Origin of the sequence: Roseibium limicola, assembly GCF_017313085.1 — a bacterium.
GTDB classification, from domain to species: domain Bacteria; phylum Pseudomonadota; class Alphaproteobacteria; order Rhizobiales; family Stappiaceae; genus Roseibium; species Roseibium limicola.
The window spans coordinates 34,824-58,120 of sequence record NZ_JAFLNF010000007.1; the positions used below are offsets into that span (position 1 = coordinate 34,824).

Genomic DNA, 23,297 nt, shown 5'->3' on the forward strand with positions numbered 1-23,297 from the left:
CAGGTTGAGGGTCACCGGGTCGCGGGAAATTTGGCCGGACGCTAGGCGGATTTGATGGAGCACCCACGACAGTTCATTGAAGTTTTTGTGACGCTGGATCTGAGAAAGACTAGAGATCTCTAAGCCCGAAGTCCGAAGGCAGCGACAGGGTCTGTTTTGCAGGATACCGTTCCCAAGGCTTTGCTTGCCTCTTCCAAAGTGCACCCCAGAGCAGGCACTTGTGAGCTAACCTCACAGATCGCTTGAGATTGAAAACAAGTCACCGCGCGCCTCTTTTGTTGACAAGGGCCAACATCCGGGCAAAAAGAACCTTCGTTTTGTACGACTTGGAGCAACAGGCATGGCTCGGTATTCTGCCGACATCGCGATGAAGCAGACGACGGTGAAATCCGGCGCCGCTTTCGCACGCCCGACCCCTACTCCAACAACCACCGTCAAACCGACTACCACCACCACCGCTTAACGGTGCCGCTCATCCCGCACTCCCCGGGGATGGGGGGTGCCTGAAGCCCGCAGGTCCAATGACCTTCAGCCGGGCTTGAGCGGGGAGACGGATGAGGAATTTCTGAAATGGGTTACAAGATCGCAATCGCGGGCGCGACCGGCAACGTTGGCCGTGAAATGCTCGACATTCTGGCCGAGCGTGGCTTTCCGGCAGACGAAGTCGTCGCCCTTGCCTCCCGCCGCTCCCAGGGCACTGAAGTTTCCTTCGGCGACAAGACGCTGAAGGTCCAGGCCATGGAGAACTACGACTTCTCCGACACTGACATCTGCCTGATGTCCGCTGGCGGTACTGTTTCCAAGGAATGGTCTCCAAGAATCGCCGCCAAGGGATGTGTGGTCATCGACAACTCTTCCGCATGGCGTTACGACGCGGATGTGCCCTTGATCGTGCCGGAAGTGAATGCGGACGCCATCGTCGGCTTCTCCAAGAAGAACATCATTGCCAACCCGAACTGTTCGACCGCCCAGCTCGTCGTGGCTCTGAAGCCGCTGCACGACAAGGCGAAGATCAAGCGCGTCGTTGTTTCCACCTATCAGTCGGTTTCGGGCGGCGGCAAGGACGCCATGGAAGAGCTGTTCAATCAGACCCGGGCAATTTTCGTCAACGATCCGATCGAGCCGCAAAAGTTCACCAAGCGGATTGCTTTCAACGTCATCCCGCACATCGACAGCTTCATGGAAGACGGCTACACCAAGGAAGAGTGGAAGGTGCTGGCCGAAACCAAGAAGATGCTCGATCCGAAGATCAAGCTCACCTGCACCGCTGTTCGTGTGCCGGTCTTCATCGGCCATGCCGAAAGCGTCAACATCGAGTTTGAAAACGAGATCACGGCTGACGAAGCGCGCAGCATCCTGCGCGAAGCTCCGGGTTGTCTTGTCATCGACAAGCAGGAAGACGGCGGCTACATCACGCCCTACGAAAGTGCGGGCGAAGATGCGACCTACATTTCCCGTATTCGCGAAGATGCGACCGTCGAAAACGGCCTCAACCTGTGGGTTGTTTCCGACAATCTGCGCAAGGGAGCAGCGCTCAACACGGTGCAGATCGCCGAAGTTCTGGTCAACCGTGGCCTGATCCAGCCGAAAAAGGCTGCTGCCTAAACACCCATAGGGTCAAGCGCGTTTCGATACACGCTTGACCCTATGATCTTCGAAGCCAGATGAAAGACGTCGTCCATGGCGCTCGCCCCGACGCTCACCTTCCAGGACCACCGTCTCCAGACGCCCTCAGCCCGGTTTAGTGACTGGCTCGTTTCGTGTACGGGCTCCTCCTGGGCCGCCGCCACCGAGCACGCGTTCACCAGGGCCATCGGCGACGACGCCATGCCGGATGCTGCCTATGTGCGGTATCTGATTGAAGACTATACCTTCATCACCGACCTGGCCTCGACCATCGGCTATCTGGTCGCCAAAGCCCCAACCATGCGGTCCAAGTCGCGGCTCAGCGCATTTCTGGCTTTGCTCACGTCCGAAGAAAACAATTATTTCGAGCGTTCGTTTGCAGCTCTGGATGTCCCCGAGACAGTCTATCGAGCCGCTGCCCAGGGTCCGGTGACCCGAGAGTTCTCGCGGCTGCTGCTGGAGAGCTCCGGCAAAGGCACCTACGCTGAAGGCCTTGCCTGTCTGCTTTGTGCCGAATGGGTCTACCTGACATGGGGGCTGCGCGAAGCAAAAAAGCCGCGTCCCAAGGCCTTTTACCTGGCCGAATGGATCGACCTTCACGCCGTCCAGGGCTTCCAGGATTTTGTGAACTGGCTCCGCGAGGAGATGGACGAGGTCGGCAGCAGCTTGACCGAAGCGCAACAACAGCAAGTTGCCCAGCACTTTCAGGAGATGTGCCGTCTCGAAGTGTCCTTCTTCGATGCTGTATGGGCGGCTTCCTGAGCCGCCCTGTTCGATTGTTCTGCTGACGAGAAGATCAGTCCGCTGTCGAAACGGCCGCCACTTTTCCGTCCGCCGCCGTCTTGAACTGCTCCGTATGCGGATCCATCACCCGCAGTTCGCCTGAGCCGATATCGAACCAGGCGCCATGCAGGGTCACACCGCCCTTTTCCACCGGCTCACGCACGAAGGAGAAGGTCATCAGGTTTTTCAGGGACTGACGTACGCCGGCATATTCCATTGCCAGCTGCGGATCATCCAGCTTGTCGACCGGCATGCAGGCCATCGAGATGGCAGCAGGCTCCAGCAGCTTGATCCAGCGGCCGATGAAATCACCCTTCAACGTCGGCACATTGGCATTCTCGCGGAACGCCTGAACACCGCCACACTTGGCATGGCCCATCACCACGATGTGCTTTACCTGCAGCGCGCGCACCGCATATTCGATGGCCGCGCTGGTGCCATGCAGACTGGCATCGTCTTCACACGGCGGCACAAGGTTGGCGACGTTTCTCAGAACGAACAGCTCGCCCGGTCCGGCGTGGAAAATCCCTTCCGGCGTCACCCGGCTGTCGCAACAGGAAATCACCATGACCTCAGGCTTCTGGCCATAAATGGCCAGACGTTCGTGCGTTTCCTTGAAGCGGACGAACCCCTTTTGCAAATAGCGGCCATAACCCGCAATCAGGTTGCTCGGGAACAGATCGGACATGGGACTTCTTCTCCGGCGATTGTTGTCTCGTCCGGTTTATAGGTACTCTCCCGAAGCAGAGAAAGGCCCACGTCGCGGAATTCTTGGCGCTCACCGCTCGAAATACCGACTCAGGTCGCCACATTCACCTCATGGTGTTCCAGTTCTCCGCCATGCTCTTCATAGGCTTCGCGGATTTCACCAGGCGTATGCGGCTCTGGAGATGTCGTCGATTGACCTGATCGCGATGTGGTCGCCGCCCTCTGGTTCAAGGCAAGGCGTGCCTGCTCGCCCAGATGGGTGTAGGCGCTCACACCATCAAGACGATGGTCTTCCTCGACATGCACGATGACCACCGCATCGGCGCTGCCGGAGAGTTTGGGGGCATGGTCGTCCTGGCGCTCTGCTCGGGACTCTCTACGATCCTCTTCGGAACCCCGGTGACCCTGCCGTTGCCGGTCAGGCGGGTATTCCGTTGCATGCGCCACGACATTGGCCGCTGGGGGCCGTTCGATTGTCGCTGGCATAATGGCCTCCTGGCCTGAACATAGGAGGGCATCTTTTTCTGGACACCCATCATCAGGCTGAGCTCAAAACCTTAAAGAAACCTTAGGAAACATAAGTCAGCGTTAAGACTTTCGCAAATTGCGAAACCCTCAGCCGAAGACGCCAGGCCGGCAGATTGCCGTAAAAGCTTGTCTGAAAACAAAAAAGCGGGCACCGAGGCCCGCTTTTTCAAAATCTTCAAAAGGCAACGATGCCTCAGGTGTTGGCCTTGGTGGCCGCACGGCTAACGCGCTTGCGGTCGTTCGGGTCCAACAGGAACTTGCGCAGACGGATCGATTCCGGCGTCACTTCAACCAGCTCGTCATCGGCAATGTAAGACAAGGCCGCTTCCAGGCTGAGCTTGATCGGCGTGGTCAGCTTGACAGCATCATCCTTGCCGGACGACCGCATGTTGGTCAGCTGCTTGCCTTTCAACACGTTGACTTCCAGATCGTTGCCGCGGGTATGTTCGCCGACGATCATGCCCTGATACACCTTGGTGCCCGGCTCGATCATCATCGGGCCACGGTCTTCCAGGTTGTACAGAGCGAAAGCCACTGCTTCACCGCTGGCATTCGACAGAAGAACACCAGTGTGACGTCCCTGGATCGGGCCCTTGTGCGGCGCATAGCCGTGGAACAGACGGTTGAAGATCGCGGAACCGCGTGTGTCTGACATCAGCTCGGCCTGGTAGCCGATGAGGCCACGGGTCGGAGCCAGGAAGACAAGACGGCTGCGGTTTGCGCCCGAAGAGCGCATTTCCAGCAGTTCGGCTTTACGTTCCTGCAGCTTCTGAACCACGGCACCGGAGAACTCTTCATCAACGTCGATGATGACTTCTTCGATTGGCTCCATCAGCTTGCCGTTTTCATCATTCTGGAAAACGACGCGCGGGCGACCGACGCCCAGCTCAAAGCCTTCGCGACGCATGTTTTCGATCAGAATGGCCAGCAGCAATTCGCCACGACCCGAAACGATGAACGCATCCGGCTCTTCGGTTTCTTCGATCTTCAGCGCAACGTTGCCTTCGGCTTCCTTCATCAGGCGCTCACGGATAACGCGGGACTGAACCTTGGAGCCTTCGTTACCAGCCAGCGGGCTGTTGTTGACGCGGAAGGTCATCGACAGCGTGGGCGGATCAATCGGCTGTGCCTGGATCGGGTCGGTCACGTCCGGCGAACAGATGGTGTCGGCAACGGTTGCCTTGGTCAGACCGGCGATCGAAACGATGTCCCCAGCTTCACCCTGCTCGATGGACGTACGCTCAAGACCGCGGAAAGCCTGGATCTTGGAGATCCGACCTGTTTCGACCTGCTTGCCATCACGCGACAGGGCCTTTACGGCCATGTTCGGGATAGCAGTACCAGCAGCGATACGACCAGTCAGAATACGGCCCAGGAACGGATCGGACTGAATGGTGGTCGCCAGCATCTTGAACGAACCTTCTTCCGAAACCGGCTCTGCGACTTTGTCGAGAACCATGTCCAGAAGCGCGTCCATGTTTTCCTTCGGCCCTTCCGGCTCGGTGGACATCCATTCCTGCTTGGCTGAACCATAGAGAACCGGGAAGTCGAGCTGATCTTCATTGGCATCGAGAGATGCGAAGAGATCGAACACTTCGTCCAGAACTTCGTCGGCGCGCTGTTCCGGCTTGTCGATCTTGTTGATCGCAACGATCGGCTTCAGGCCGAGCTTCAGCGCCTTGCCAAGAACGAACTTGGTCTGCGGCATCGGGCCTTCAGCTGCGTCGACCAGCAGGATCACGCCATCAACCATGTGAAGGATACGCTCGACTTCACCGCCGAAGTCGGCGTGGCCTGGAGTATCAACGATGTTGATGCGGGTGTCTTTCCACTCAAGGGAAGTCACCTTCGCAAGAATTGTAATCCCACGTTCGCGCTCGATGTCGTTGCTATCCATCATGCGCTCTTCCGTGCGCTGATTGTCGCGGAAAGCACCGGATTGTTTCAACAGAACGTCGATGAGGGTCGTTTTGCCATGGTCAACGTGAGCGATAATGGCGATATTGCGCAGTTTCATAAGGTCAGGCTCCAAAAGGCATGCACGGGTATCTTCTTGAAGAAACCCGGGGGGTATGCCTCGGCATTTTTGCGATTAGAGGTCGGCCCAGAATGAAAATGCACAATCAAAGAGCCGGAATTTGCGCCCTTATACGCGCGCAAGTCTATTTGTGCAATGCAGTGGGGTGTGGTTTCCTTGACATGGTTAGGGGACAGACATAAGAGATAAGGAAACCTTACTTTATGGTCTCCCATGCCCGAAAGAGAAGCTATCAACACCTTCACGCTGACCATGGTCGACATCGCGCGGCTGCTGCGACGCCGGTTTGAGCAACGCCTCGTCCGGATCGATACCGGCCTGACCGTTGCCGAGGCACGCGCCCTGGCCTTTGTCTGGCGCAACCCGAACCTTCGCCAGACCGCCCTTGCAGAACGCATGGGCGTCGAGCCGATGACCGTCGTCGGCTATCTCGACGGCCTGGAACGCGCCGGCTACGTCACACGCACCACCGACCCGTCAGACAGAAGGGCCAAGCTGGTCAACCTGACCCTCGAGGCCGACCCGGTCGTGCGTCAGATCGCCGAAGTCATCTTCGCCGTCCGCGCAGATGCCCTGGTCGGCATCCCTGAAGAACAACACGCCTTGCTGACCCATATGCTGGAAACCATCAGGGACAACCTCTGCGCTCCCGAGCCTGAAGAATGAGCGAAACAGCAATTCCGCTGCCGCAGCTGATGAGCGCGCGACGAACAACTCTGCTCGGCGCGGCGCTTGTCGCCATCGGCCCATTGACGATGGCGCTCTACACCCCGGCAATGCCCACGCTGGCAACCGAGCTGCACACCACAGACGCGCTGATCAAGCTGACCTTGACCGCCTACTTCGCCGGTTTCGCGCTGACGCAGTTGGTTGCCGGGCCGTTGACGGACGCCTTTGGGCGCAAGCCAGTCACGCTGATCTTTCTCGGCCTGTATCTCGCCTCCTCTGTGCTGGCAACGGTCGCCCCGAGCGTTGAGTGGCTGATCACTGCACGCGTGCTGCAGGGCATTGGCGCAGCCGTCGGCATCACGGTGTCGCGCGCCATTGTGCGAGATCAATACACCGGCCAGACCTCGGCGCAGATCATGAACACCATCGGCACAATGCTGGCGCTCGCCCCTGCGGTTTCACCGACAATCGGCGGCTTGATCCTGGAGTTTTTCGGCTGGCACGAGATCTTCTATGCAATGGTGATCTACGGTGCGGTCCTGATGGTTTCGGTCATTTTCCTCCAGGAAGAAACCAATACCTTCAAGAACCGGGACAACATCCGCCCGAGCCGCTTTATCGGCAACTACTGGACCCTTTTGACCGACCGCCGCTTTCTCGCGCCCAGCCTGGTGGTTGGCTGCGGCCTGGGCAACATCTACGCTCTGGCCACCGTTCAGGCCTTTGTGCTGATCCAGACCGTGGGCATGTCCCCCTCCGAATATGGCTTCGGCATGGTCCTGCAGTCCGCCAGCTTCATTGCGGGAACACTGGTCACGGGGCGTCTTTTGAAGCGACACGACGCGACGCATCTGATCGTCCCCGGCATCATTGGCATCCTGGTTGCCAGCCTGCTGATGGCGACGCTGCTGCGGGTGTTTGAGCCCTCTTACATTCTCGTCATGGGGCCTTGCGCGCTCTATGTCTTCTTCATCGCCATGTTGATGCCGGCGACCTTCACCACCGCCATGCGTGACTTCCCGCATATTGCCGGAGCTGCCTCATCTCTGATGGGTTTCTTCCAGTTCGGTAGCGGCATTGTCGGCAGCCTGATTATCGCCGCTCTCGGAGATCCGATTCTCGGCATCACAACCGTGACTGCCATCCTGCCGGCCTTCGGCATTGCCTGCTATCTTGTGTTTTCACCAAAGAAGCCTCCGCTTCCCGGCTCTGCCGGCTGACAGCGCGACCCGAGACGTTCGCAACACTATCTTGACCGGCGCCATCAAACCGGTCATGAGGCGCAGCGTGAGCGTTCCGACAGGAGATCCGGATGACCCCTTGCGCGGCTTATCGACTGCCTGGTGCAAAACCCCATGTCATGGGCATCCTCAACGTGACCCCGGACAGCTTCTCCGATGGTGGACAGCATGCCACGCGAGACGCGGCTCTGGCCCATGCGCGCCAGCTCGTCGAAGAAGGTGCCGATATCATCGACATCGGCGCGGAAAGCACGCGGCCTGGTGCTGCCCCAGTCTCCCAACAAGATGAATGGGCCCGGCTTGAACAGATCATCAGCCCGGTTGCAGCACTTGGACTGCCTGTCTCCATCGACACCTACAAGGCCGAGATCGCGAGGCGCGCCTGCGCCGCCGGTGCCGTGATCATCAACGATGTCTGGGGCCTGCAGAAAGACCCCGCGATGCCGGACGTAGTCGCAGAAACCGGCGCGCATGTGATCATGATGCACAATCGTCTTGAGGTGGACGCAAGCCTCGACATTCTCTCCGACATCGACCGTTTCCTTGAGAAATCCATGGATCTGGCCGACAGGGCCGGCATTCCCCGAGATAAGCAGATCCTCGATCCCGGCTACGGTTTCGGCAAGACGATGGACCAGAACTTCCTCATCCTGAACCGCCAGGACGAGCTGCAGAAACACGGTCTGCCAATTCTCGCCGGCGCCTCGCGCAAACGCATGATCGGCGCCGCCCTGAACGCGGAAACTAGTGAACGCCTGTACGGCTCCCTCGCCTTCCACCTGCTGGCGATGCAGAAGGGCGCAGGGCTGGTCCGTGTCCATGATGTGCGGCCGCATGCGGACGCCGCCAAAATAGTCGCTGCCATGGTGCAGGAGAAAATCACAAAATGACCACCACCGTGCGTGCCGCACTCGGGCTCGGCTCCAATCTCGGCGAGACAAAAGCCAACATTGATGCCGCCTTGGCGAAACTGGACGAAACACCCGGCCTGCGCCTGATCAGCCGATCCTCCGACTACCGCACCCCACCCTGGGGCCCGGTGCCGCAGGATGATTACCGCAATTGCTGCGCCGTCATCGAGACGGAGCTTTCCCCGCGCGCCCTGCTGGAACGCTGCCTTCAAGTGGAAAAAGATCTTGGCCGTATCCGCGATATCCGCTGGGGCCCGCGCATCATTGATATCGACGTGCTGATCTATGGTGATGCGGTGGTCGACGAGGACAACCTGACCCTGCCCCACCCGCGCATGGCCGAGCGCGCCTTCGTGCTGGTTCCGCTCAGCGAAATCTGGCCGGACGCCCCCATTGGAGGCAACCAAACCGCCGCCGAAGCGCTTCGAACCTGTGAAGGTCAGGACGAAATCATCAGGCTGGACGACTAGCCACGGAGCGCCAGCTCTCGCCGGAAAACCACCTCCGGAAAATTCATTAGCTTCAAGCCGACCTTAACTCTCCACCGCCATACTCCAACCTTCCAAGCGGTCGCAAGCGGGGGACGCGGTGACAAACGTTCAAACTGGCCAGGACCCTTCCACCCGGAAGGGCTCTGGATTTTTCGAGCATCATTTTTCCAGAGACTCATGGGTTTTCGCTGCCGTCGCGGTTGGCGTATCCAACATGCCGTTCCTTGTTCTCTCGCTGTTCATTTGCCCGCAGCGCCCTTTGGGGATCTTGCTCTACCTCGCCGTCGCGGTCGCAGCCAGACGTCTTCCGCTCGTCGCAACCGCCGGGCTGGCGATAGCAGTCTGCATGCTCGATATTGCCATCGGAATTTCGACCCTGTTCCGTCTGGCACCAAGGCTCTTGCTGAGTTCCCTTCAGTACATGCTGACACTCGATGTCACGGCGTCTGTCACCTATCTCGCAGTCGGGGCAGGACTGATGGCGATGCTTGCGCTGTTTGTCTGGCTTCTGCATCGCTTCAAGCGACGCTTTCAGACCGCAAGCCTGATCCCTGCCGTGCTGGCTGCAATGCTGATGATCATCTTCGACACGGCCGTCAACGGCAGCAAGACTGCAGGAACGCTCTACATCCTGCAATCGCCCCCCGCATTCAGCTCGGCCACCGCTCAGACCGGCCTGACAGAGATCCCTCAAGGGACGCGCCAACAGGATGTGCTGCTTGTCTTGGTCGAAAGCCTTGGCGCCCTCGACGACCCACGCCAGATGAATGTGATCTGGGACAGCTTCCGCACACCTGAAATCGCTGCGCGCTACGATGTTTCAACCGGTACGACCGCCTACAAGGGCTCGACAACTGCCGGCGAAACACGTGAACTCTGCGGCGACTGGAACGACTTTGCAGCCTATCTCGATGGCCCACATCCGGAATGCTTGCCAGCGAGCTACCGTGATGCTGGCTATAAGACGGCCTCTTTTCATGCCTTCCCGGCGGAGTTCTTCAGTCGGGACGAATGGTATCCAAACATCGGCTTCGAGACCTCCAGTTTCATGGAAGACCTCGTTCCGGCCGACAGGGAATTCCGGACCTGCGGCAAGACCTTCACCGGCCTGTGCGACATGGATCTGGCCGATACCATCGAGAGCTACCTGACCTCGCCCTCAGAGGCGCCCAGGCTCACCTACTGGCTCACCCTCAACACCCATGTCCCCTTTGACCCTGCCGATGTCGCCCCCCGACTGAGCTGCGCTGACAGCGCGCTGTTTGACGATCAAACCGTGTGCCACATGAGCGAAATGTGGATGGAGATATTTGATCGGATCGCAAAAATCGCAAGCAACCCGGAGCTGAAGCCCACAAAGATCCTTTTGGTCGGGGACCACGCACCGCCGCTTTGGACCCGCAAGGGCCGAGACGCCTTCACGGCAGACCAGGTTCCATGGCTCCTGCTCACGCCAAAGTTCTAGTTCAGCACAACCAGGCTGGCATTCAGGTAAGTCGCGAAGCTCACCCAGGCCAGATAGGGCAGAAAGAGCAGAGCTGAAAGCCTGTCGATGGCCCAGCGGTTGCGGATGAACAAGACGATATTGCACCACATCAAAGCGATGATGATCAATCCGAGGGTCAGGCTATGCGCGCCGAAGACCACCGGGCTCCAGGCAAAATTCAGCGCCATCTGAGGCAACCAGAGCCACATTCCGTTTTCAAGGCCTTCGCGCTGCCATGTCCGCCAACCAGCAATCGCGATCAACACATAGATCGTTGTCCAGGCCGGGGCGAACAGCCAGTTTGGCGGAGTGAACACAGGCTTTGCCAGCTCTTGATACCAGACGCCCGGCATGAACGAGTAGCCAATCAACAAGCCGCCGCCGACGACGAGCACCAGAAAGCCAAGAAGGCCCAGGCTCTTTCCCATTACGTTTCTCCGCTTGTGAACTTCTCAAGGAACAACGGTCCGTAAACAGCCGAAGTTCCAATAATCAGCCATATAGGTCAGTCCGGAGCCTTGGCCACTTGCCCCGACAAAGCCCCCCTGCACCACCAGAAGAACCGTGACTGGCAACAAAAAGGGCGCCCGAAGGCGCCCTTTAAAAGCATTAGAACGAAAGATCAGGATCACCCGATACGGTTGCGCTTCGCCAGGGTCCGCAAACGCAAGGCATTCAGTTTGATGAAGCCAGCTGCGTCCTTCTGGTCGTAAGCCCCGTGGTCGTCTTCAAACGTCACCAACTCTTCCGCGTACAGCGAGTAAGGCGACGCGCGGCCAACGACGATGGTGTTGCCCTTGTAGAGCTTCAGTTTGACCGTGCCAGTGACATGCTCCTGACTCTTGTCGATCAGCGCCTGCAGCATTTCACGCTCTGGCGAGAACCAGAAGCCGTTGTAGATCAGCTCCGCATAGCGCGGCATCAGCTCATCCTTCAGGTGGCCCGCACCGCGATCCAGAGTGATGGATTCCATCGCCCGGTGCGCCGTCAGCAGGATTGTTCCGCCCGGTGTTTCGTAGATGCCGCGGCTCTTCATGCCGACAAAGCGGTTCTCGACCAGGTCAAGACGCCCAATGCCATTGTCACGACCCAGATCGTTCAGCTGGGCAAACAGCGTGGCAGGAGACAGCTTCTCGCCATTGATCGAAACCGCATCGCCCTTTTCAAAGCCGATTTCAATTTCAGTCACAACGTCCGGTGCCTCGGTCGGGTCGACCGTGCGCTGGAAGACATACTCTGGTGCCTCGACATTCGGATCTTCCAGAACTTTTCCTTCGGAAGACGAATGCAACATGTTGGCATCAACGGAGAATGGCGATTCACCGCGTTTGTCCTTGGCGACCGGAATCTGGTGCTCTTCGGCAAACTGGATCAGGTCCGTACGGGACTTGAACGTCCAGTCACGCCAAGGAGCAATCACCTTGATGTCAGGGTTCAGCGCATAAGCCGACAGCTCGAAGCGAACCTGATCATTGCCCTTGCCCGTGGCACCATGCGCGATGGCATCAGCACCGGTTTCTTCTGCAATCTCGATGAGACGTTTGGAAATCAGCGGCCGCGCGATCGACGTGCCGAGGAGATAGACGCCTTCATAAACCGCGTTCGCACGGAACATCGGGAAGACAAAATCGCTGATGAACTCTTCGCGCAGGTCATCAATGTAGATTTCCTTGATGCCCAGCAGCTCGGCCTTCTTGCGAGCCGGCTCCAGCTCCTCGCCCTGGCCCAGATCAGCGGTGAAAGTCACCACTTCACAGCCGTATTCAGTCTGCAGCCATTTCAGGATGATGGAGGTGTCGAGGCCGCCGGAATAGGCAAGCACGACCTTTTTGATGTCACCATGCGCCATGGGAATTCGGTCCATTTATGGGTCTGTTGTGAGCCGGTTTACGGCCTCTCATGAAGTCCGCCGCAATTTAGCGGCATCATCGGCAGGCGCAAGGGGAGAAAAGGCGGAATCATTGCCATTTCGAGACAATCTTGGTCACCAGGAGGCCGCGCAGCACATCGTATCCGGCTGAGGTCCGAGCCAGCGATCACATAAGCAGGGGCGGCAGTGTCAAGAAGTCAGGCGGAAACGGCAGACTTGGTGCCATAGCAGGACAGGAAGCAATTCACCGTGTCTTCCAGGATCGCGGCGAACTCGGTTTCGGAGACGACACGCTCCCCGAAGATCTGCGGATAGAACGCGCGTTCCTTCACCAGCCCAAGATATTGCTCGGCGGCGACGTAGGTATTGGGAATGGAGAGTTTTCCATCCTTCACGGCATCTTCGAGAAACCGCGCCACGATCCGGACCAGATCCATGCGCCGGTTCAAATTGGCAGTCAGCTCGGGCGCCCGCAACAATTCTCCCAGCAGCATGCGGACCATGCCGAAGAGTTCCGGATTCAACAAAACCTGGCTCTGCGCCCAGCCAAGGCGCACAAGCTCTTCCTTGATCGAAGCTTCTGGATTGTAGGTGATCTGCAGCTTGGCCTGAACCTTGTCGAACAAGCACTGATTAATCGCCTGAAACAGCGCTTCCTTGCTTTCGAAATGGTTGTAAACAGTCCGCTTGGAAACCTGGGCCCGCTCTGAAATACGGTCCATGCTTGCTCCGGCGAAGCCTTTTTCCTTGAATTCAGCGATAGCTGCATCAAGGATTTGTCTGTTTTTCTGTTCTGCCAGTGCCATTTGCTCGGTTTCGATGTCCGTTTGAAAGAGGATCTCACTCAAGTAAACTAGTTAGTCTACGCTCTCGCAACAAAATCGTTCCGGTCGCATAGACGTTATTCATGCAGCCCGCCTGCGCGAACAAAGCATACCCTACACGAATCCTACAAAACAGCAAATTGATACAAATATAAAGTTGACGGGCTTTCATAAGCATTTGCAACAGAGTAGCGATCCAAATTCGCTCCACCACAAGCCCTTGCCGACGTTGCGTACTCCTGACGATTCTACCTAATCCCAACCAACTAAAAAACAGCCGGCGGGAATACTCACCGGCTGCGATTGTTTCATTGGCAAATACTGCAGTGCAGTAAACCAATCAGTTGCGTTCCCGCCATTTAACAACGGCGGCGCACACCACACCAAAGCCCATGTGGCCGACCAGAGAGGCCCAGGCCAGTTGGCCAAACCCCAGAAACGGCGGCAACCCGGCGAAAATATGCGCCATGACGTAGAGCGCAAACACCCAGAGACCAATGCCAAACCCGATGCCCACGCACCACCAGGGCAGAAACGGCGTCACGATCCGCGCGATAGGCCGCGCCACAAAAAGATATGCCAAAGGATAGGCAACAATGCCGACACAGGCATGAATGGCCTCTGCTAGCAGCAGGTTCTTGAAGCCGAAAACGGATTGCACCAGGGCAGCCGGCTGCAAAGGTCCGCCGACCCAAAGAGGCGTGAAGACCCTTGCCCAGACCTCCCAAGTGATATCGGCAGCCAGTCCGGCAAGAACAGCCGTCACCAGCGTGGACAGCAGCAAAGGAGGCAACACAGAAGACGTGGCAGCAGTGCGCTCAGTCGACAAGATGGAACTTCTCCGAAAAGTGGCAGCGGCTTGCAAAGTCGAAACAGGATTCGCTGGTTTGGAATTTCCCGAAAGTTATGAGCGGAAACCGCCTCCGCACAAATCACGAATTATCGACAAAAGCGAACGCCCTGCTCACGTTCCCGGCAAGAAGCCGCGACCGCTGCAGGGCGCTGACAATTCAACGACCGTTTCAGTGACCCTCTAGCTGGCGAGGGCGTCTCGGTCCTTCTTGCGCATACGCTCGGAAGCCGACTTCAGCTGACCACAGGCTGCAAAGATATCACGGCCACGCGGAGTCCGGATCGGCGATGCATAGCCGGCCCGGTTGACGATGTCGGCGAACTCCTCGATCCGGTCCCAGTCCGAACAGCCATATTGCGAGCCCGGCCAGGGGTTGAACGGAATCAGGTTGATCTTCGCCGGAATGCCTTTCAGAAGACGCACCAACTCCAGCGCGTCCTTGTTGCTGTCGTTGATGTCTTTCAGCATCACATACTCGAAGGTGATGCGTTTGGCATTCGACAAGCCCGGATAATTGCGGCAGGCATCCAGCAGAGCTTCGAGGTTCCACTTCTTGTTGATCGGAACCAGAATATCCCGGTCTTCATCGCGCACGGCATGCAGCGAGATCGCCAGCATGCAGCCGATTTCATCGCCTGTACGGAAGATTTCCGGCACGACGCCCGAGGTAGACAAGGTGATGCGGCGCTTGGAAAGCGCCAAACCATCACCGTCAGACGCAATCAGCAGCGCTTTCTTGACGTTCTCGAAGTTGTACAGCGGTTCGCCCATGCCCATCATCACGATGTTGGTCACAAGGCGCCCTTCACTCGGCACCATCACCCCTTGCGGCGTGGTCGCATCAGGGAAATCCCCCAGCCGATCCCGTGCGATCAGGATCTGCGACAGGATCTCTTCCGCCGTCAGATTGCGCACCAGCTTCTGTGTGCCGGTGTGGCAGAAGGTGCAAGTCAGCGTGCAGCCAACCTGTGAAGAGACGCAGAGCGTTCCACGACCTTCTTCTGGAATATAGACAGTTTCCACCTCGACCGGACGACCGGCACCGCGTGGTGGAAAGCGGAACAGCCACTTGCGCGTGCCATCGACGGAAATCTGCTCGTCAACGATTTCAGGCCGGGCGATTGTATAGGCCACGGCCAGCTTGGCCCGCAGGTCCTTCGCGACATTCGTCATCAAGGAGAAATCGGCAACACCGCGAACGTAGAGCCAGTACCACAGCTGCGAGGCCCGCATACGGCGCTGCTTCTCCGGAACACCGACTTCGGCCAACGCCATTGCCAGTTCTTCACGGTTCAGCCCGATCAGGGTCGGCTTGTCTTCCTCTGCCTGCGGCACAGGCTGTACGACCTGCGGGGCGGAAGCAAGAATGGTTTGCGCGTTGGCATTTTCCCGCGCGATGTCGAGCGTCGTGGCCATGTCTGTCAGATCCGGTTTTGCGGCGGGCCTTGTCTTTAGGTTAAGGTCTTCGCGCCGGCATTTTTCGCGTCCTGCGCCTGCCTTCTGCACGCCTGAATCTCAGGCGGCTCCGGTCTCCCGAAACACTTGAGCAGAAGCCGGCGGACAAGGTGCCGCCGCTGAAAGCAGACATCCGGCACAAGCCGGCATGAGTTCAAGCGGCTTCAAAACCATATGCAGCGCGAAAAATCAAGTTTTCGCGCTGCATACCAGCCATGAAGCCATATTCGAATTTGCAGTGCCGGACCACGAACCGGATAATGTTCCGGTCAGGACCGCCGCGCCCGCTTACTTGCAGGCGTTGCTGGCAGTCGAGATCGCCGCAGTCACACCAGACAAGGAGAAGCTGTAGCTCGTCTTGGTTCCGCGGGCGCTTTCGCCTTCCACGGACATCTGACGGCCGGCCTTCATCGCCGCAACCAGCTGAGCTTCCGTTGCCGCATTGTCCACCCAGGCACCGTCGTTCTTGGTGAACATGTTGAACTTGTTACCATCCACATCAACTACAACGGAGATACCGTCCTTGAACGGATATCCGACCAGGAAGCTTGGCTCGTCCTTCACGCCTTCGCCCGGACGCGTGGAGATGAAGAAGAAGACATCTCCGTGATTGCGGTCACCAGGACGCATTTGGGTCGGAACGGACAACGCATAACAAACCTTGCCGCTACTCCCGGCATGAGAATATGCGAACCAGTCCGAATGTTTTTCCAATAGCTTCGCATCTTGAGCGAAAGCCGCCGCACTCGATACTACCAGGCCCAAAAGGCCGGCCATCAGCGTTTTTGCTTCAATCATCTCCACACCGTCTATGGTTGCGAATGTCTTGCACATTCTAATCACATGCCATCCGGCATATAAACCTTGCTTTAAGGTTACTGGGCGCCGGTTACGAAAACGTTGAGACCAGCCATTGTTTATGCTGAAAACGCAAAATTCGCCAGATTGGCGACGCCCATAAGTTGGATGTCACGCTGAAGCTATAAATTCGACAAGAGTGTGGCATCCACCCTTTCGAATTTCGATCAAGCTGCTAAGAAGGTGGAAGAAGGACGGAGTCGCGCACTGGTGTCGCAGTATCATTCAGAGCTGATCGTCAAGGTGGCGGAGACCCGCGACAAGGCTGCTTTTGCCGACTTGTTCGATCATTTCGCGCCTCGACTCAAGGGCTATCTCATGCAGAAGGGCGCCGATGCAGCCCAGGCTGAAGAGGTTGTTCAGGACGTCATGACGACCCTTTGGCGCAAAGCCCATATGTTCGATCCGCAAAAATCCTCGGCCAGCACCTGGCTTTATCGGGTGGCCCGCAACCGGCGGATTGATCTTCTGCGCCGGGACAAATCCTCCGATATGGACACCGACGATCCCTCCTTGCAGCCAGAAGCTCCCCCGGATGTCTCAACGGCAATGGATGCAAGGCTGCGCGAAAGCCGCGTCCGCCTGGCGCTGAAAGCCCTTCCACCAGAGCAGGAAGCCGTGGTGCGGCTGGCGTTTTTCACCGGCCTCTCCCACAGCGAGATTGCCGACCGGATAGAATTGCCGCTCGGCACGGTGAAATCCCGCATTCGGCTCGCCTTCTCGCGCCTCCGCAGCGCTCTGGAAGCCGACTCCGCAGTGGATGTGGATTAGCCCGCCCGCCTGAACGCCCAATTCAATCCTGACCGTTGCCCGGCACGATTCGTCCCGTTCGTGAAATCGGTCCACCCTGGACGTGCTTTTGGCGTTTGAGGGCCGGGCCACCCGCCGTCAGAGACCGGTCGTCGTATCGCCCAAGCGCGCGATGACGGTCATACAGAATGATGGCACCGGCTGTGGCGACGTTGATGCAGAACTTCGTTGGGATCTTCACCACGTGATCGCAGCGCGCCAGCATCTGCGGCGACAAGGAGCCCCGCTCCGGGCCCAGCACGTAAGCCGCCTGCAACGGATGACCGAAGCTCGGTAGATCGATGGCATCCTCCGTCAATTCCACCCCAACCAGCTGACAGCCCCTCGGAAGCTCCATGTCATCCACCGACGGCCATGAAAACAGCGGAAGATGCCCAGGGCTTTTCGACGTGTCGGACGCTGGAGAGCGGCCCAGGGTCTTGTCGGCATCGACGGTAAAGAAAAAATTCGCTCCAAACGCGTGCGCCGAGCGCATCAAGCCTCCCAGGTTGATCTTTTTGGACAGACCTTCCGCCCCCACGGCAAAATACCCGCGCATGGTCTTCCCTGCTCCTCTAGCCACCAAGTCAAACTTTGGCGTTTCCTTAAGCGCAAGCGTTGCTGCGGGCAAGTCCCGGGCCCGGCAGCGCCATCGTCTCACAAGGTTAACCTCGTTCTTTTCCGCCGATCCGCAGCGTGCTACCACTGCGCCATTCGCATCAGCTGTTCACGCTTGAATAAAGGTGGGACTTGCTTTGAAGGCTTGCATTTGCACGACTTACGGATCGGGCTCCGATCTGACGATCCAGACCCTGCCCGATCCGACGCCCGGCCCGGGGGAAGTCGCTGTCCGCGTCCGGGCAGTCTCCTTGAATTTCTCCGACACGCTGCTCATTGCCGGAAAATACCAGCATCGACCCGAGCCCCCATTCTCCCCTGGTGGAGAATTCTCCGGTATCGTTGAAGCTGTCGGCGACGGCGTGGAAAGCGTTCAGCCCGGCGACCGGGTCATGGGGTACATGCCCTTTGGCGCGGCCCGCGAAATCGTCATCGCCGAAGAAGACAGTCTCATCGACTTGCCGCCCGGACTGGGGTTTGAAGTCGCCGCCGGCCTGACCGTTGTCTACGGCACCACCTTGCACGCCCTGCGGGACAGGGGTGAGCTGGTCAAGGGGGAGAAGATTGCCGTACTTGGAGCCACCGGCGGCGTCGGACAGGCCGCTGTCGAGATCGCCATCCTGATGGGCGCGGAAGTAATCGCCTGCGCCTCCTCGCCGGACAAGCTGGAATTCGCCAAGGCTCTCGGCGCCCATCACACCATCGACTATTCCACCCAGGACCTGAAGCAGACCCTCAAGGCACTGACCAATGGCGAGGGCGTCGACGTGGTCTATGATCCGATTGGTGGCCAGTATTCAGAGCAGGCCCTCCGGGCAACAGGCTGGCTCGGCCGCTATCTGGTCATCGGATTTGCGGCTGGTGATATCCCCAGGATCCCGCTGAACATCGTGATGCTGAAGGGCTGCGACGTCCGGGGTGTCTTCTGGGGCGAATCCATCGTCCGGGATCCGGACGGCCACCGGGAGAACATGGAGCAGATCCTCTCCTGGGTCGAGGAAGGCAGGCTCAAACCGCACATTCACGCCACCTACCCGCTGGAACAGATCCCGGCGGCCCTGCAGGAAATCTCCGACCGCAAGGCACGCGGCAAGGTCATCCTCACCATGTGAGCCCACTACCGTCATTGCAGGACCTGATCCTGCAATCCACGCCGTGACCTCACCTCACGCACTGCCCTGCCACTCTGAAAAGCAACGGCATGGATGCCATGATCAAGCCATGGCATGACGCGGAGGGGGAGGAGATCGAACATCGCCACAACAGCGCAGCCCACGCAGGCACAAAACCCGCATCCCCCTAACGTCATTGCAGGATTTGATCCTGCAATCCACGCCGTGACCACACCCCACGCACTGCCCTGCCACTCTGAAAAGCAACGGCATGGATGCCATGATCAAGCCATGGCATGACGCGGAGAGGGGGAGCGAGAAAGGAGAGAGTGAGAAAAATCAGGCCTCGAACACGGCCAGCACGGGGGCGTGGTCGGAGGGTTTTTCCCAGCCGCGGGCATCGCGCAGAACCGAGGTGGACTGCATCGCGCCCTTGAGCGCCTGTGACACCCAGACGTGATCCAGTCGACGCCCCTTGTCGGCGGCGGACCAGTCCTTGGCCCGGTAGCTCCACCAGGTGTAGAGCTTTTCGTCCATCGGCAGAAATTCCCGCATCATGTCGATCCAGCCACCGCTTTCCCGCACGCCTTCAAACAGGTCGCACTCAAGCGGCGTGTGGGACACCACTTTCAGCAGCTTCTTGTGCGACCAGACGTCATGTTCATACGGCGCAACATTCAGGTCGCCAACGAGAACGGCGGGTTTTGCGGTCTCTTCGCCCTGCAACCAGGCTTTCATTTCATTGAAGAAGTCGATCTTGTGCTTGAACTTCGGATTGATCGTCACATCCGGCTCATCGCCACCGGCCGGCACATAGAAGTTATGCAGGCGCAAAGGCGCACCATTGAACTCCAGATCCACGGCGACGTGGCGGCTGTCGCCCATCTCGCAGAAACCGCGCTTTTCGACATTCGTCAGCGGTCGCTTCGAGACCGTGGCCACACCGTGATAGCCCTTCTGACCGTGGATCTCGATGTGCTCGTAGCCAGCCCGGCGCAACGGGTTGAACGGGAAGTTCGCATCCGGGCACTTGGTTTCCTGCAGGCACAGCACATCCGGCTGCACCTCTTCCAGAAACCTCTCGACGATCGGCATGCGCAAGCGCACGGAGTTGATGTTCCAGGTGGCAAGGGTCAGACGATCAGACATGGATAACCTATGGCGCGGATAAAAAACAGGCAGTCAATCCCGCAGCAGACAGGTGATCCGCCCCGGACATCGCAAGCCACCTCCTTAACGTCTCTCACCTTCGGACACCAGCCCGCCACGGGCGAAATTGGCGGCACCAGCAAGCAACCTTCCGGCCAGGGTGCCGTTTGAAACCCGACGGCCGATTGAACAATTCCCATTCACGATTCGTAAATCTCCACGAAGCGTTAGGATTCTTCCTGCAATTTGCACTGACGTTTTAGCCATCCTTTAACCAAGCGAGCTCTGCCTTGTTAGAATTGATCCGCCAAGTCTGTTCCATGGCTGGACTGATCCTGATCTCCGCCTGTTCTGCCTATGATTTCCCCGATCCGACCCCGGAGGATTTTGCCATTCACGGCATCGATGTCTCCAAATACCAGGGCGACATCGACTGGGACGCTGCCCGAAAGGGAGGTGTGTCCTTTGCCTGGATCAAGGCCACCGAGGGCGGCGACCACTTTGATGAACGCTTCCTGACCAATTGGTACGGCGCCAAGCTCGCCGGAGTGCCGCGCGGCGCCTATCATTTTTATTACTTCTGCCGCCCGGTTGAGGAGCAGGTCTCCTGGGTCAAACAGATCGTTCCGAAAGATCCCGATGCCCTGCCCCTCGTGCTCGACATGGAATGGAACGCCCATTCCAAGACCTGTCGACTGCGGCCGGAAAAGCAGCAGATCCTGCGGGACATGACTTATTTTCTCGACGAAATAGAAAAACACTACGGCAAGCGCCCGGTGATTTACTCCTCCGTCGACTTCCACCGCGACCGTCTGGTCGGCGAGTTGGGCGACGAGCAGCTTTGGCTACGCTCGGTCGCAGCCCATCCGGGCCGCGTCTACGAACAGCGCGGCGACTGGTACTTCTGGCAGTATACCGCAGAAGGCCGCGTTCCTGGCATCAAGGGAAATGTCGACCGCAACACCTTCTTCGGTGCGCGCTCCCAGTTTCAGGACTGGCTGCGTGGCAAACCGCTCGGGCGGTAAGTCTGCCCAGACATCCGGGGCGGGCCGCTGCCCCGGATCCTTTGCTTGTGGTAATCTCAGGCCTGATCGGCTTCGAACATCGCCAGATAGGTCCCCAGCAAGGCCGTCAACTGGTCCCGGTCCTTTTCAGAAAGGCCGGCGACCAGGGTGTGCTGGGTCGCCACATGCGCCTCGACGGCCTCAGAAATCAGGGCTTTGCCCGCCTCCGTTAGACAGATCGCCACGCTGCGCCGATCTTCTTCACTTCTGCGCCGCTCGACCAATCCCGTCTTGACCAGCTGATCGATCCGGTTTGTCATCGTGCCCGAGGTGATCAGCATGGTTTGCGCCAGCATTCCTGGCTGCAGGGCATAGGGCTCGCCCGAGCGGTACAGCGTTGCCAGAAGATCAAAGCTGGCCGAGTTGAGCCCGAACCGTGAGAAGGTTTTCTCCATCTCGCGTGACAGATGCGCGCGCAACCGGGTCAGGCGCCCAATCAGACCCATTGGTCCCGTGTCCAGGTCCGGCCGCTCACGGGCCCATTGCTTCAGAATGTGATCGATTGCATCCATGTTGAGAAACAATGCGCGAATTTATCTTGACGTCAAGATTTATATATCTATCTTGAGGTCAAGATAATTTTCAGGATCGCTTCCGATGAAAAAGTCCCCCGACCTGCTGCTGACCGCCCTTGCTCCGGCAGTCTGGGGCAGCTCCTACATCACGGCGACAACGTTTCTGCCGGATGCCGACCCAATCATGGTATCACTGCTGCGCGCTCTGCCAGCCGGTCTGTTGCTGCTGCTTGTGACACGTCAGTTGCCCAGCGGCATCTGGTGGTTGCGGGTGGCCCTTCTCGGCTTTCTGAATTTCTCGCTGTTCTTCATCTGCCTGTTCATCGCCGCCTATCTGTTACCCGGTGGAATTGCGGCAATTGTCGGCGCCGTGCAGCCGTTGCTCGTCATTGTTCTGGCCGCCGCGTTCCTCGGTGCGCCCGTCCGGCTGCTGCAGTATTTCGCGGCGCTGCTCGGCATTGTCGGCGTGGCCATGCTGGTGCTGTCGCCCAGCGCCGAGCTTGATCCCTGGGGATTGCTCGCCGGGCTGCTTGGAGCAGGCTCCATGGCATGCGGCATAGTCCTGACGCGCAAATGGCAACCGCCGGTCTCAGCTTTGACCTTTACCGCCTGGCAATTGACCGCCGGGGGCGTGTTGCTGATCCCGGTGGTGCTGATCTCCGGCGCGCCCCTGCCACCAGCGACGGCCGACAGCCTGGCCGGGCTTGTCTGGTTGAGCCTAGTCGGTGGCGTAATCACCTATACGCTGTGGTTTCGCGGCATTGGCAAACTCGGCGCGCACATCGCCGCGCCCTTGAGCTTTCTCAGCCCCACCAGCGCGGTGCTGCTGGGATGGGCAATCAACGGCGAGGCGCTGAATGCGCTTCAATTGCTCGGAATGGCGATCGTGCTGTTCAGCGTGATGCTGGGCTCGGGACAGGTGTCCGCCCTGCGGTCGTGGTTGAAGTCCCGGCAGATCCTGCAGGCGCAACCTGAGGGCCGGCCATGATCAGCGACCAGAACACCTTGTGCTTGGCACTGGGAGCATAGGCCGTGGCCAGACCAAAGCGGTTGGCCTGCTTGTCCAGCATCACCGCGTTATGCTTGGGGCTCTCACGCCAGCCAGAGAACGCCTCTGCCAGGGTGCGATAGCCCCCACTGACGTTGTTGCTTGCCGGCGCTGCCTCTTGACCAATGGCCGCCATCAGATCCTGCAACCGGTTTCCACTGTTCAGCGAGGCATTGACGTTGCCCGCCTGAGCCATCGCCCGGGCCTGAGCCTCCGCTTGCCGCGTCAATGCCGGATCCATCCGCACAGGACCAAGCCCGTTGTTGGCACGGTAGTGGGAGATCATGTTCGCCGCTGAAGGGGCATCGACAACCGCATCGACCCGCGCCAGATCCCGGTAGAACCCCGGCGTTGTCTGCGGCTCGGAAACACAAGCTGCAAGAAGCAGAACCAGAGACGTGCCAGCCGCTGCGAGAGCGGCCAATCGCCAGGGACCAGTCCGGCCTGCGCCTGTTTGAAATGTCATATTGATGTCCCTTGTCCCCACGCGAGGAATCGCAGCGTGTTTCCTTCTTGCCTCAAGCCATCAGCTCAGATCCCGGTAAAAGTGAGGCAGCCGGGCCAAGGGCACAAAAAAAGATCCGGCCTTTGAGGAGGGCCGGATCTCTCATCAAGCTCTGAAAATCAGAGCTTTCGGGGGACTTTGAAGCGCACCGTGGAT

The 23,297-nt window shown here is 58.6% G+C and carries 25 protein-coding genes; 12 read left to right on the forward strand and 13 right to left on the reverse strand.

The features are described from left to right. Window positions 1-340: 340 nt before the first annotated feature. The 3 genes from J0X15_RS20310 to J0X15_RS15295 all read left to right on the forward strand — a co-directional run bounded on the left by J0X15_RS20310 (window position 341) and on the right by J0X15_RS15295 (window position 2,388). Window positions 341-463: a hypothetical protein gene (locus tag J0X15_RS20310; RefSeq protein ID WP_269439423.1), complete on the forward strand. Its 123-nt coding sequence runs from the start codon at window positions 341-343 to the stop codon at window positions 461-463. Window positions 464-570: 107 nt separating this feature from the next. Then, entirely contained in the window at window positions 571-1,605 is a 1,035-nt protein-coding gene (locus J0X15_RS15290) for an aspartate-semialdehyde dehydrogenase (protein ID WP_206942542.1), read from the forward strand. A gap of 75 nt (window positions 1,606-1,680) precedes the next feature. Further along, the gene (locus J0X15_RS15295; RefSeq protein WP_206942543.1) at window positions 1,681-2,388 is read left to right on the forward strand and encodes a TenA family protein; all 708 of its coding nucleotides are present in this window, start codon (window positions 1,681-1,683) and stop codon (window positions 2,386-2,388) included. 34 nt (window positions 2,389-2,422) lie between these two features. Here J0X15_RS15295 and J0X15_RS15300 read toward each other — a convergent pair whose 3' ends face one another. The 3 genes from J0X15_RS15300 to typA form a co-directional block, all read right to left on the reverse strand. Then, window positions 2,423-3,097, reverse strand: coding sequence for a carbonic anhydrase (locus J0X15_RS15300; RefSeq protein ID WP_206942545.1), 675 nt, complete (start codon window positions 3,095-3,097; stop codon window positions 2,423-2,425). A 110-nt stretch (window positions 3,098-3,207) separates the two neighbouring features. Then, complete coding sequence (locus tag J0X15_RS15305) at window positions 3,208-3,603, reverse strand: hypothetical protein (protein WP_206942547.1); 396 nt, start codon at window positions 3,601-3,603, stop codon at window positions 3,208-3,210. A 235-nt stretch (window positions 3,604-3,838) separates the two neighbouring features. Beyond that, window positions 3,839-5,662: a translational GTPase TypA gene (typA, locus tag J0X15_RS15310; protein WP_206942558.1), complete on the reverse strand. Its 1,824-nt coding sequence runs from the start codon at window positions 5,660-5,662 to the stop codon at window positions 3,839-3,841. Between the two features lie 234 nt (window positions 5,663-5,896). Between typA and J0X15_RS15315 the strand changes: the two genes are divergently transcribed. The 5 genes from J0X15_RS15315 (at window position 5,897) to J0X15_RS15335 (ending at window position 10,460) form a co-directional block, all read left to right on the forward strand. After that, window positions 5,897-6,349 carry a MarR family winged helix-turn-helix transcriptional regulator gene (locus tag J0X15_RS15315; RefSeq protein WP_206942560.1) on the forward strand — a complete coding sequence of 151 codons (453 nt, stop codon included), beginning with the start codon at window positions 5,897-5,899 and terminating at the stop codon, window positions 6,347-6,349. After that, entirely contained in the window at window positions 6,346-7,572 is a 1,227-nt protein-coding gene (locus tag J0X15_RS15320) for a multidrug effflux MFS transporter (protein ID WP_206942562.1), read from the forward strand. The genes J0X15_RS15315 and J0X15_RS15320 overlap by 4 nt, the downstream gene beginning before the upstream one ends. A 92-nt stretch (window positions 7,573-7,664) precedes the next feature. Next, window positions 7,665-8,483 carry a dihydropteroate synthase gene (gene folP, locus J0X15_RS15325; RefSeq protein ID WP_209015380.1) on the forward strand — a complete coding sequence of 273 codons (819 nt, stop codon included), beginning with the start codon at window positions 7,665-7,667 and terminating at the stop codon, window positions 8,481-8,483. After that, window positions 8,480-8,974 (forward strand): 2-amino-4-hydroxy-6-hydroxymethyldihydropteridine diphosphokinase, encoded by a 495-nt coding sequence (folK, locus tag J0X15_RS15330; RefSeq protein ID WP_206942564.1) that lies wholly within the window; start codon window positions 8,480-8,482, stop codon window positions 8,972-8,974. The genes folP and folK overlap by 4 nt, the downstream gene beginning before the upstream one ends. Before the next feature lie 235 nt (window positions 8,975-9,209). Then, window positions 9,210-10,460 carry a sulfatase-like hydrolase/transferase gene (locus J0X15_RS15335; protein WP_206942566.1) on the forward strand — a complete coding sequence of 417 codons (1,251 nt, stop codon included), beginning with the start codon at window positions 9,210-9,212 and terminating at the stop codon, window positions 10,458-10,460. Here J0X15_RS15335 and J0X15_RS15340 read toward each other — a convergent pair. From J0X15_RS15340 to J0X15_RS15365, 6 genes are all read right to left on the reverse strand, one after another. After that, on the reverse strand, window positions 10,457-10,909 hold the full coding sequence (locus J0X15_RS15340; RefSeq protein ID WP_206942568.1) for a TspO/MBR family protein: 453 nt from the start codon (window positions 10,907-10,909) through the stop codon (window positions 10,457-10,459). The genes J0X15_RS15335 and J0X15_RS15340 overlap by 4 nt on opposite strands. A 200-nt stretch (window positions 10,910-11,109) precedes the next feature. Continuing rightward, a complete protein-coding gene (locus J0X15_RS15345) occupies window positions 11,110-12,330 on the reverse strand; it encodes an argininosuccinate synthase (protein WP_206943003.1) in 1,221 nt (406 codons plus the stop codon). Between the two features lie 218 nt (window positions 12,331-12,548). Beyond that, a complete protein-coding gene (locus tag J0X15_RS15350; RefSeq protein WP_209015381.1) occupies window positions 12,549-13,199 on the reverse strand; it encodes a TetR/AcrR family transcriptional regulator in 651 nt (216 codons plus the stop codon). 316 nt (window positions 13,200-13,515) lie between these two features. Beyond that, window positions 13,516-14,004, reverse strand: coding sequence for a hypothetical protein (locus J0X15_RS15355; protein ID WP_209015382.1), 489 nt, complete (start codon window positions 14,002-14,004; stop codon window positions 13,516-13,518). A gap of 204 nt (window positions 14,005-14,208) precedes the next feature. Further along, a complete protein-coding gene (gene rlmN, locus J0X15_RS15360) occupies window positions 14,209-15,444 on the reverse strand; it encodes a 23S rRNA (adenine(2503)-C(2))-methyltransferase RlmN (RefSeq protein WP_206942577.1) in 1,236 nt (411 codons plus the stop codon). Window positions 15,445-15,771: 327 nt separating this feature from the next. Beyond that, window positions 15,772-16,317 carry an invasion associated locus B family protein gene (locus J0X15_RS15365; RefSeq protein ID WP_231710447.1) on the reverse strand — a complete coding sequence of 182 codons (546 nt, stop codon included), beginning with the start codon at window positions 16,315-16,317 and terminating at the stop codon, window positions 15,772-15,774. Window positions 16,318-16,548: 231 nt separating this feature from the next. Between J0X15_RS15365 and J0X15_RS15370 the strand changes: the two genes are divergently transcribed. After that, window positions 16,549-17,112, forward strand: coding sequence for a sigma-70 family RNA polymerase sigma factor (locus J0X15_RS15370; protein ID WP_206943012.1), 564 nt, complete (start codon window positions 16,549-16,551; stop codon window positions 17,110-17,112). A gap of 22 nt (window positions 17,113-17,134) precedes the next feature. Here the strand turns inward: J0X15_RS15370 and J0X15_RS15375 are convergent, their stop codons facing one another. Beyond that, window positions 17,135-17,689 (reverse strand): RNA methyltransferase, encoded by a 555-nt coding sequence (locus J0X15_RS15375; protein WP_206942579.1) that lies wholly within the window; start codon window positions 17,687-17,689, stop codon window positions 17,135-17,137. Window positions 17,690-17,885: 196 nt separating this feature from the next. Between J0X15_RS15375 and J0X15_RS15380 the strand changes: the two genes are divergently transcribed. Continuing rightward, complete coding sequence (locus tag J0X15_RS15380) at window positions 17,886-18,860, forward strand: NADPH:quinone oxidoreductase family protein (RefSeq protein ID WP_206942581.1); 975 nt, start codon at window positions 17,886-17,888, stop codon at window positions 18,858-18,860. A gap of 339 nt (window positions 18,861-19,199) precedes the next feature. On the opposite strand, the gene xth is transcribed toward J0X15_RS15380, so the two are convergent. Then, window positions 19,200-20,009 (reverse strand): exodeoxyribonuclease III, encoded by an 810-nt coding sequence (xth, locus tag J0X15_RS15385; protein WP_206942582.1) that lies wholly within the window; start codon window positions 20,007-20,009, stop codon window positions 19,200-19,202. 320 nt (window positions 20,010-20,329) lie between these two features. On the opposite strand from xth, the gene J0X15_RS15390 reads away from it, so the two are divergent. Continuing rightward, window positions 20,330-21,034: a glycoside hydrolase family 25 protein gene (locus J0X15_RS15390; protein WP_206942583.1), complete on the forward strand. Its 705-nt coding sequence runs from the start codon at window positions 20,330-20,332 to the stop codon at window positions 21,032-21,034. 56 nt (window positions 21,035-21,090) lie between these two features. Here the strand turns inward: J0X15_RS15390 and J0X15_RS15395 are convergent, their stop codons facing one another. Beyond that, window positions 21,091-21,585, reverse strand: a complete 495-nt coding sequence (locus J0X15_RS15395; protein ID WP_206942584.1) for a MarR family winged helix-turn-helix transcriptional regulator — start codon at window positions 21,583-21,585, stop codon at window positions 21,091-21,093. A gap of 85 nt (window positions 21,586-21,670) precedes the next feature. Here J0X15_RS15395 and J0X15_RS15400 point away from each other — a divergent pair, with 85 nt between their 5' ends. Next, window positions 21,671-22,576: a DMT family transporter gene (locus tag J0X15_RS15400; RefSeq protein ID WP_206942585.1), complete on the forward strand. Its 906-nt coding sequence runs from the start codon at window positions 21,671-21,673 to the stop codon at window positions 22,574-22,576. Here the strand turns inward: J0X15_RS15400 and J0X15_RS15405 are convergent. Next, window positions 22,482-23,102: a CAP domain-containing protein gene (locus tag J0X15_RS15405; protein ID WP_206942586.1), complete on the reverse strand. Its 621-nt coding sequence runs from the start codon at window positions 23,100-23,102 to the stop codon at window positions 22,482-22,484. The two genes, J0X15_RS15400 and J0X15_RS15405, sit on opposite strands and share 95 nt — an antisense overlap. Window positions 23,103-23,297: the final 195 nt, after the last annotated feature.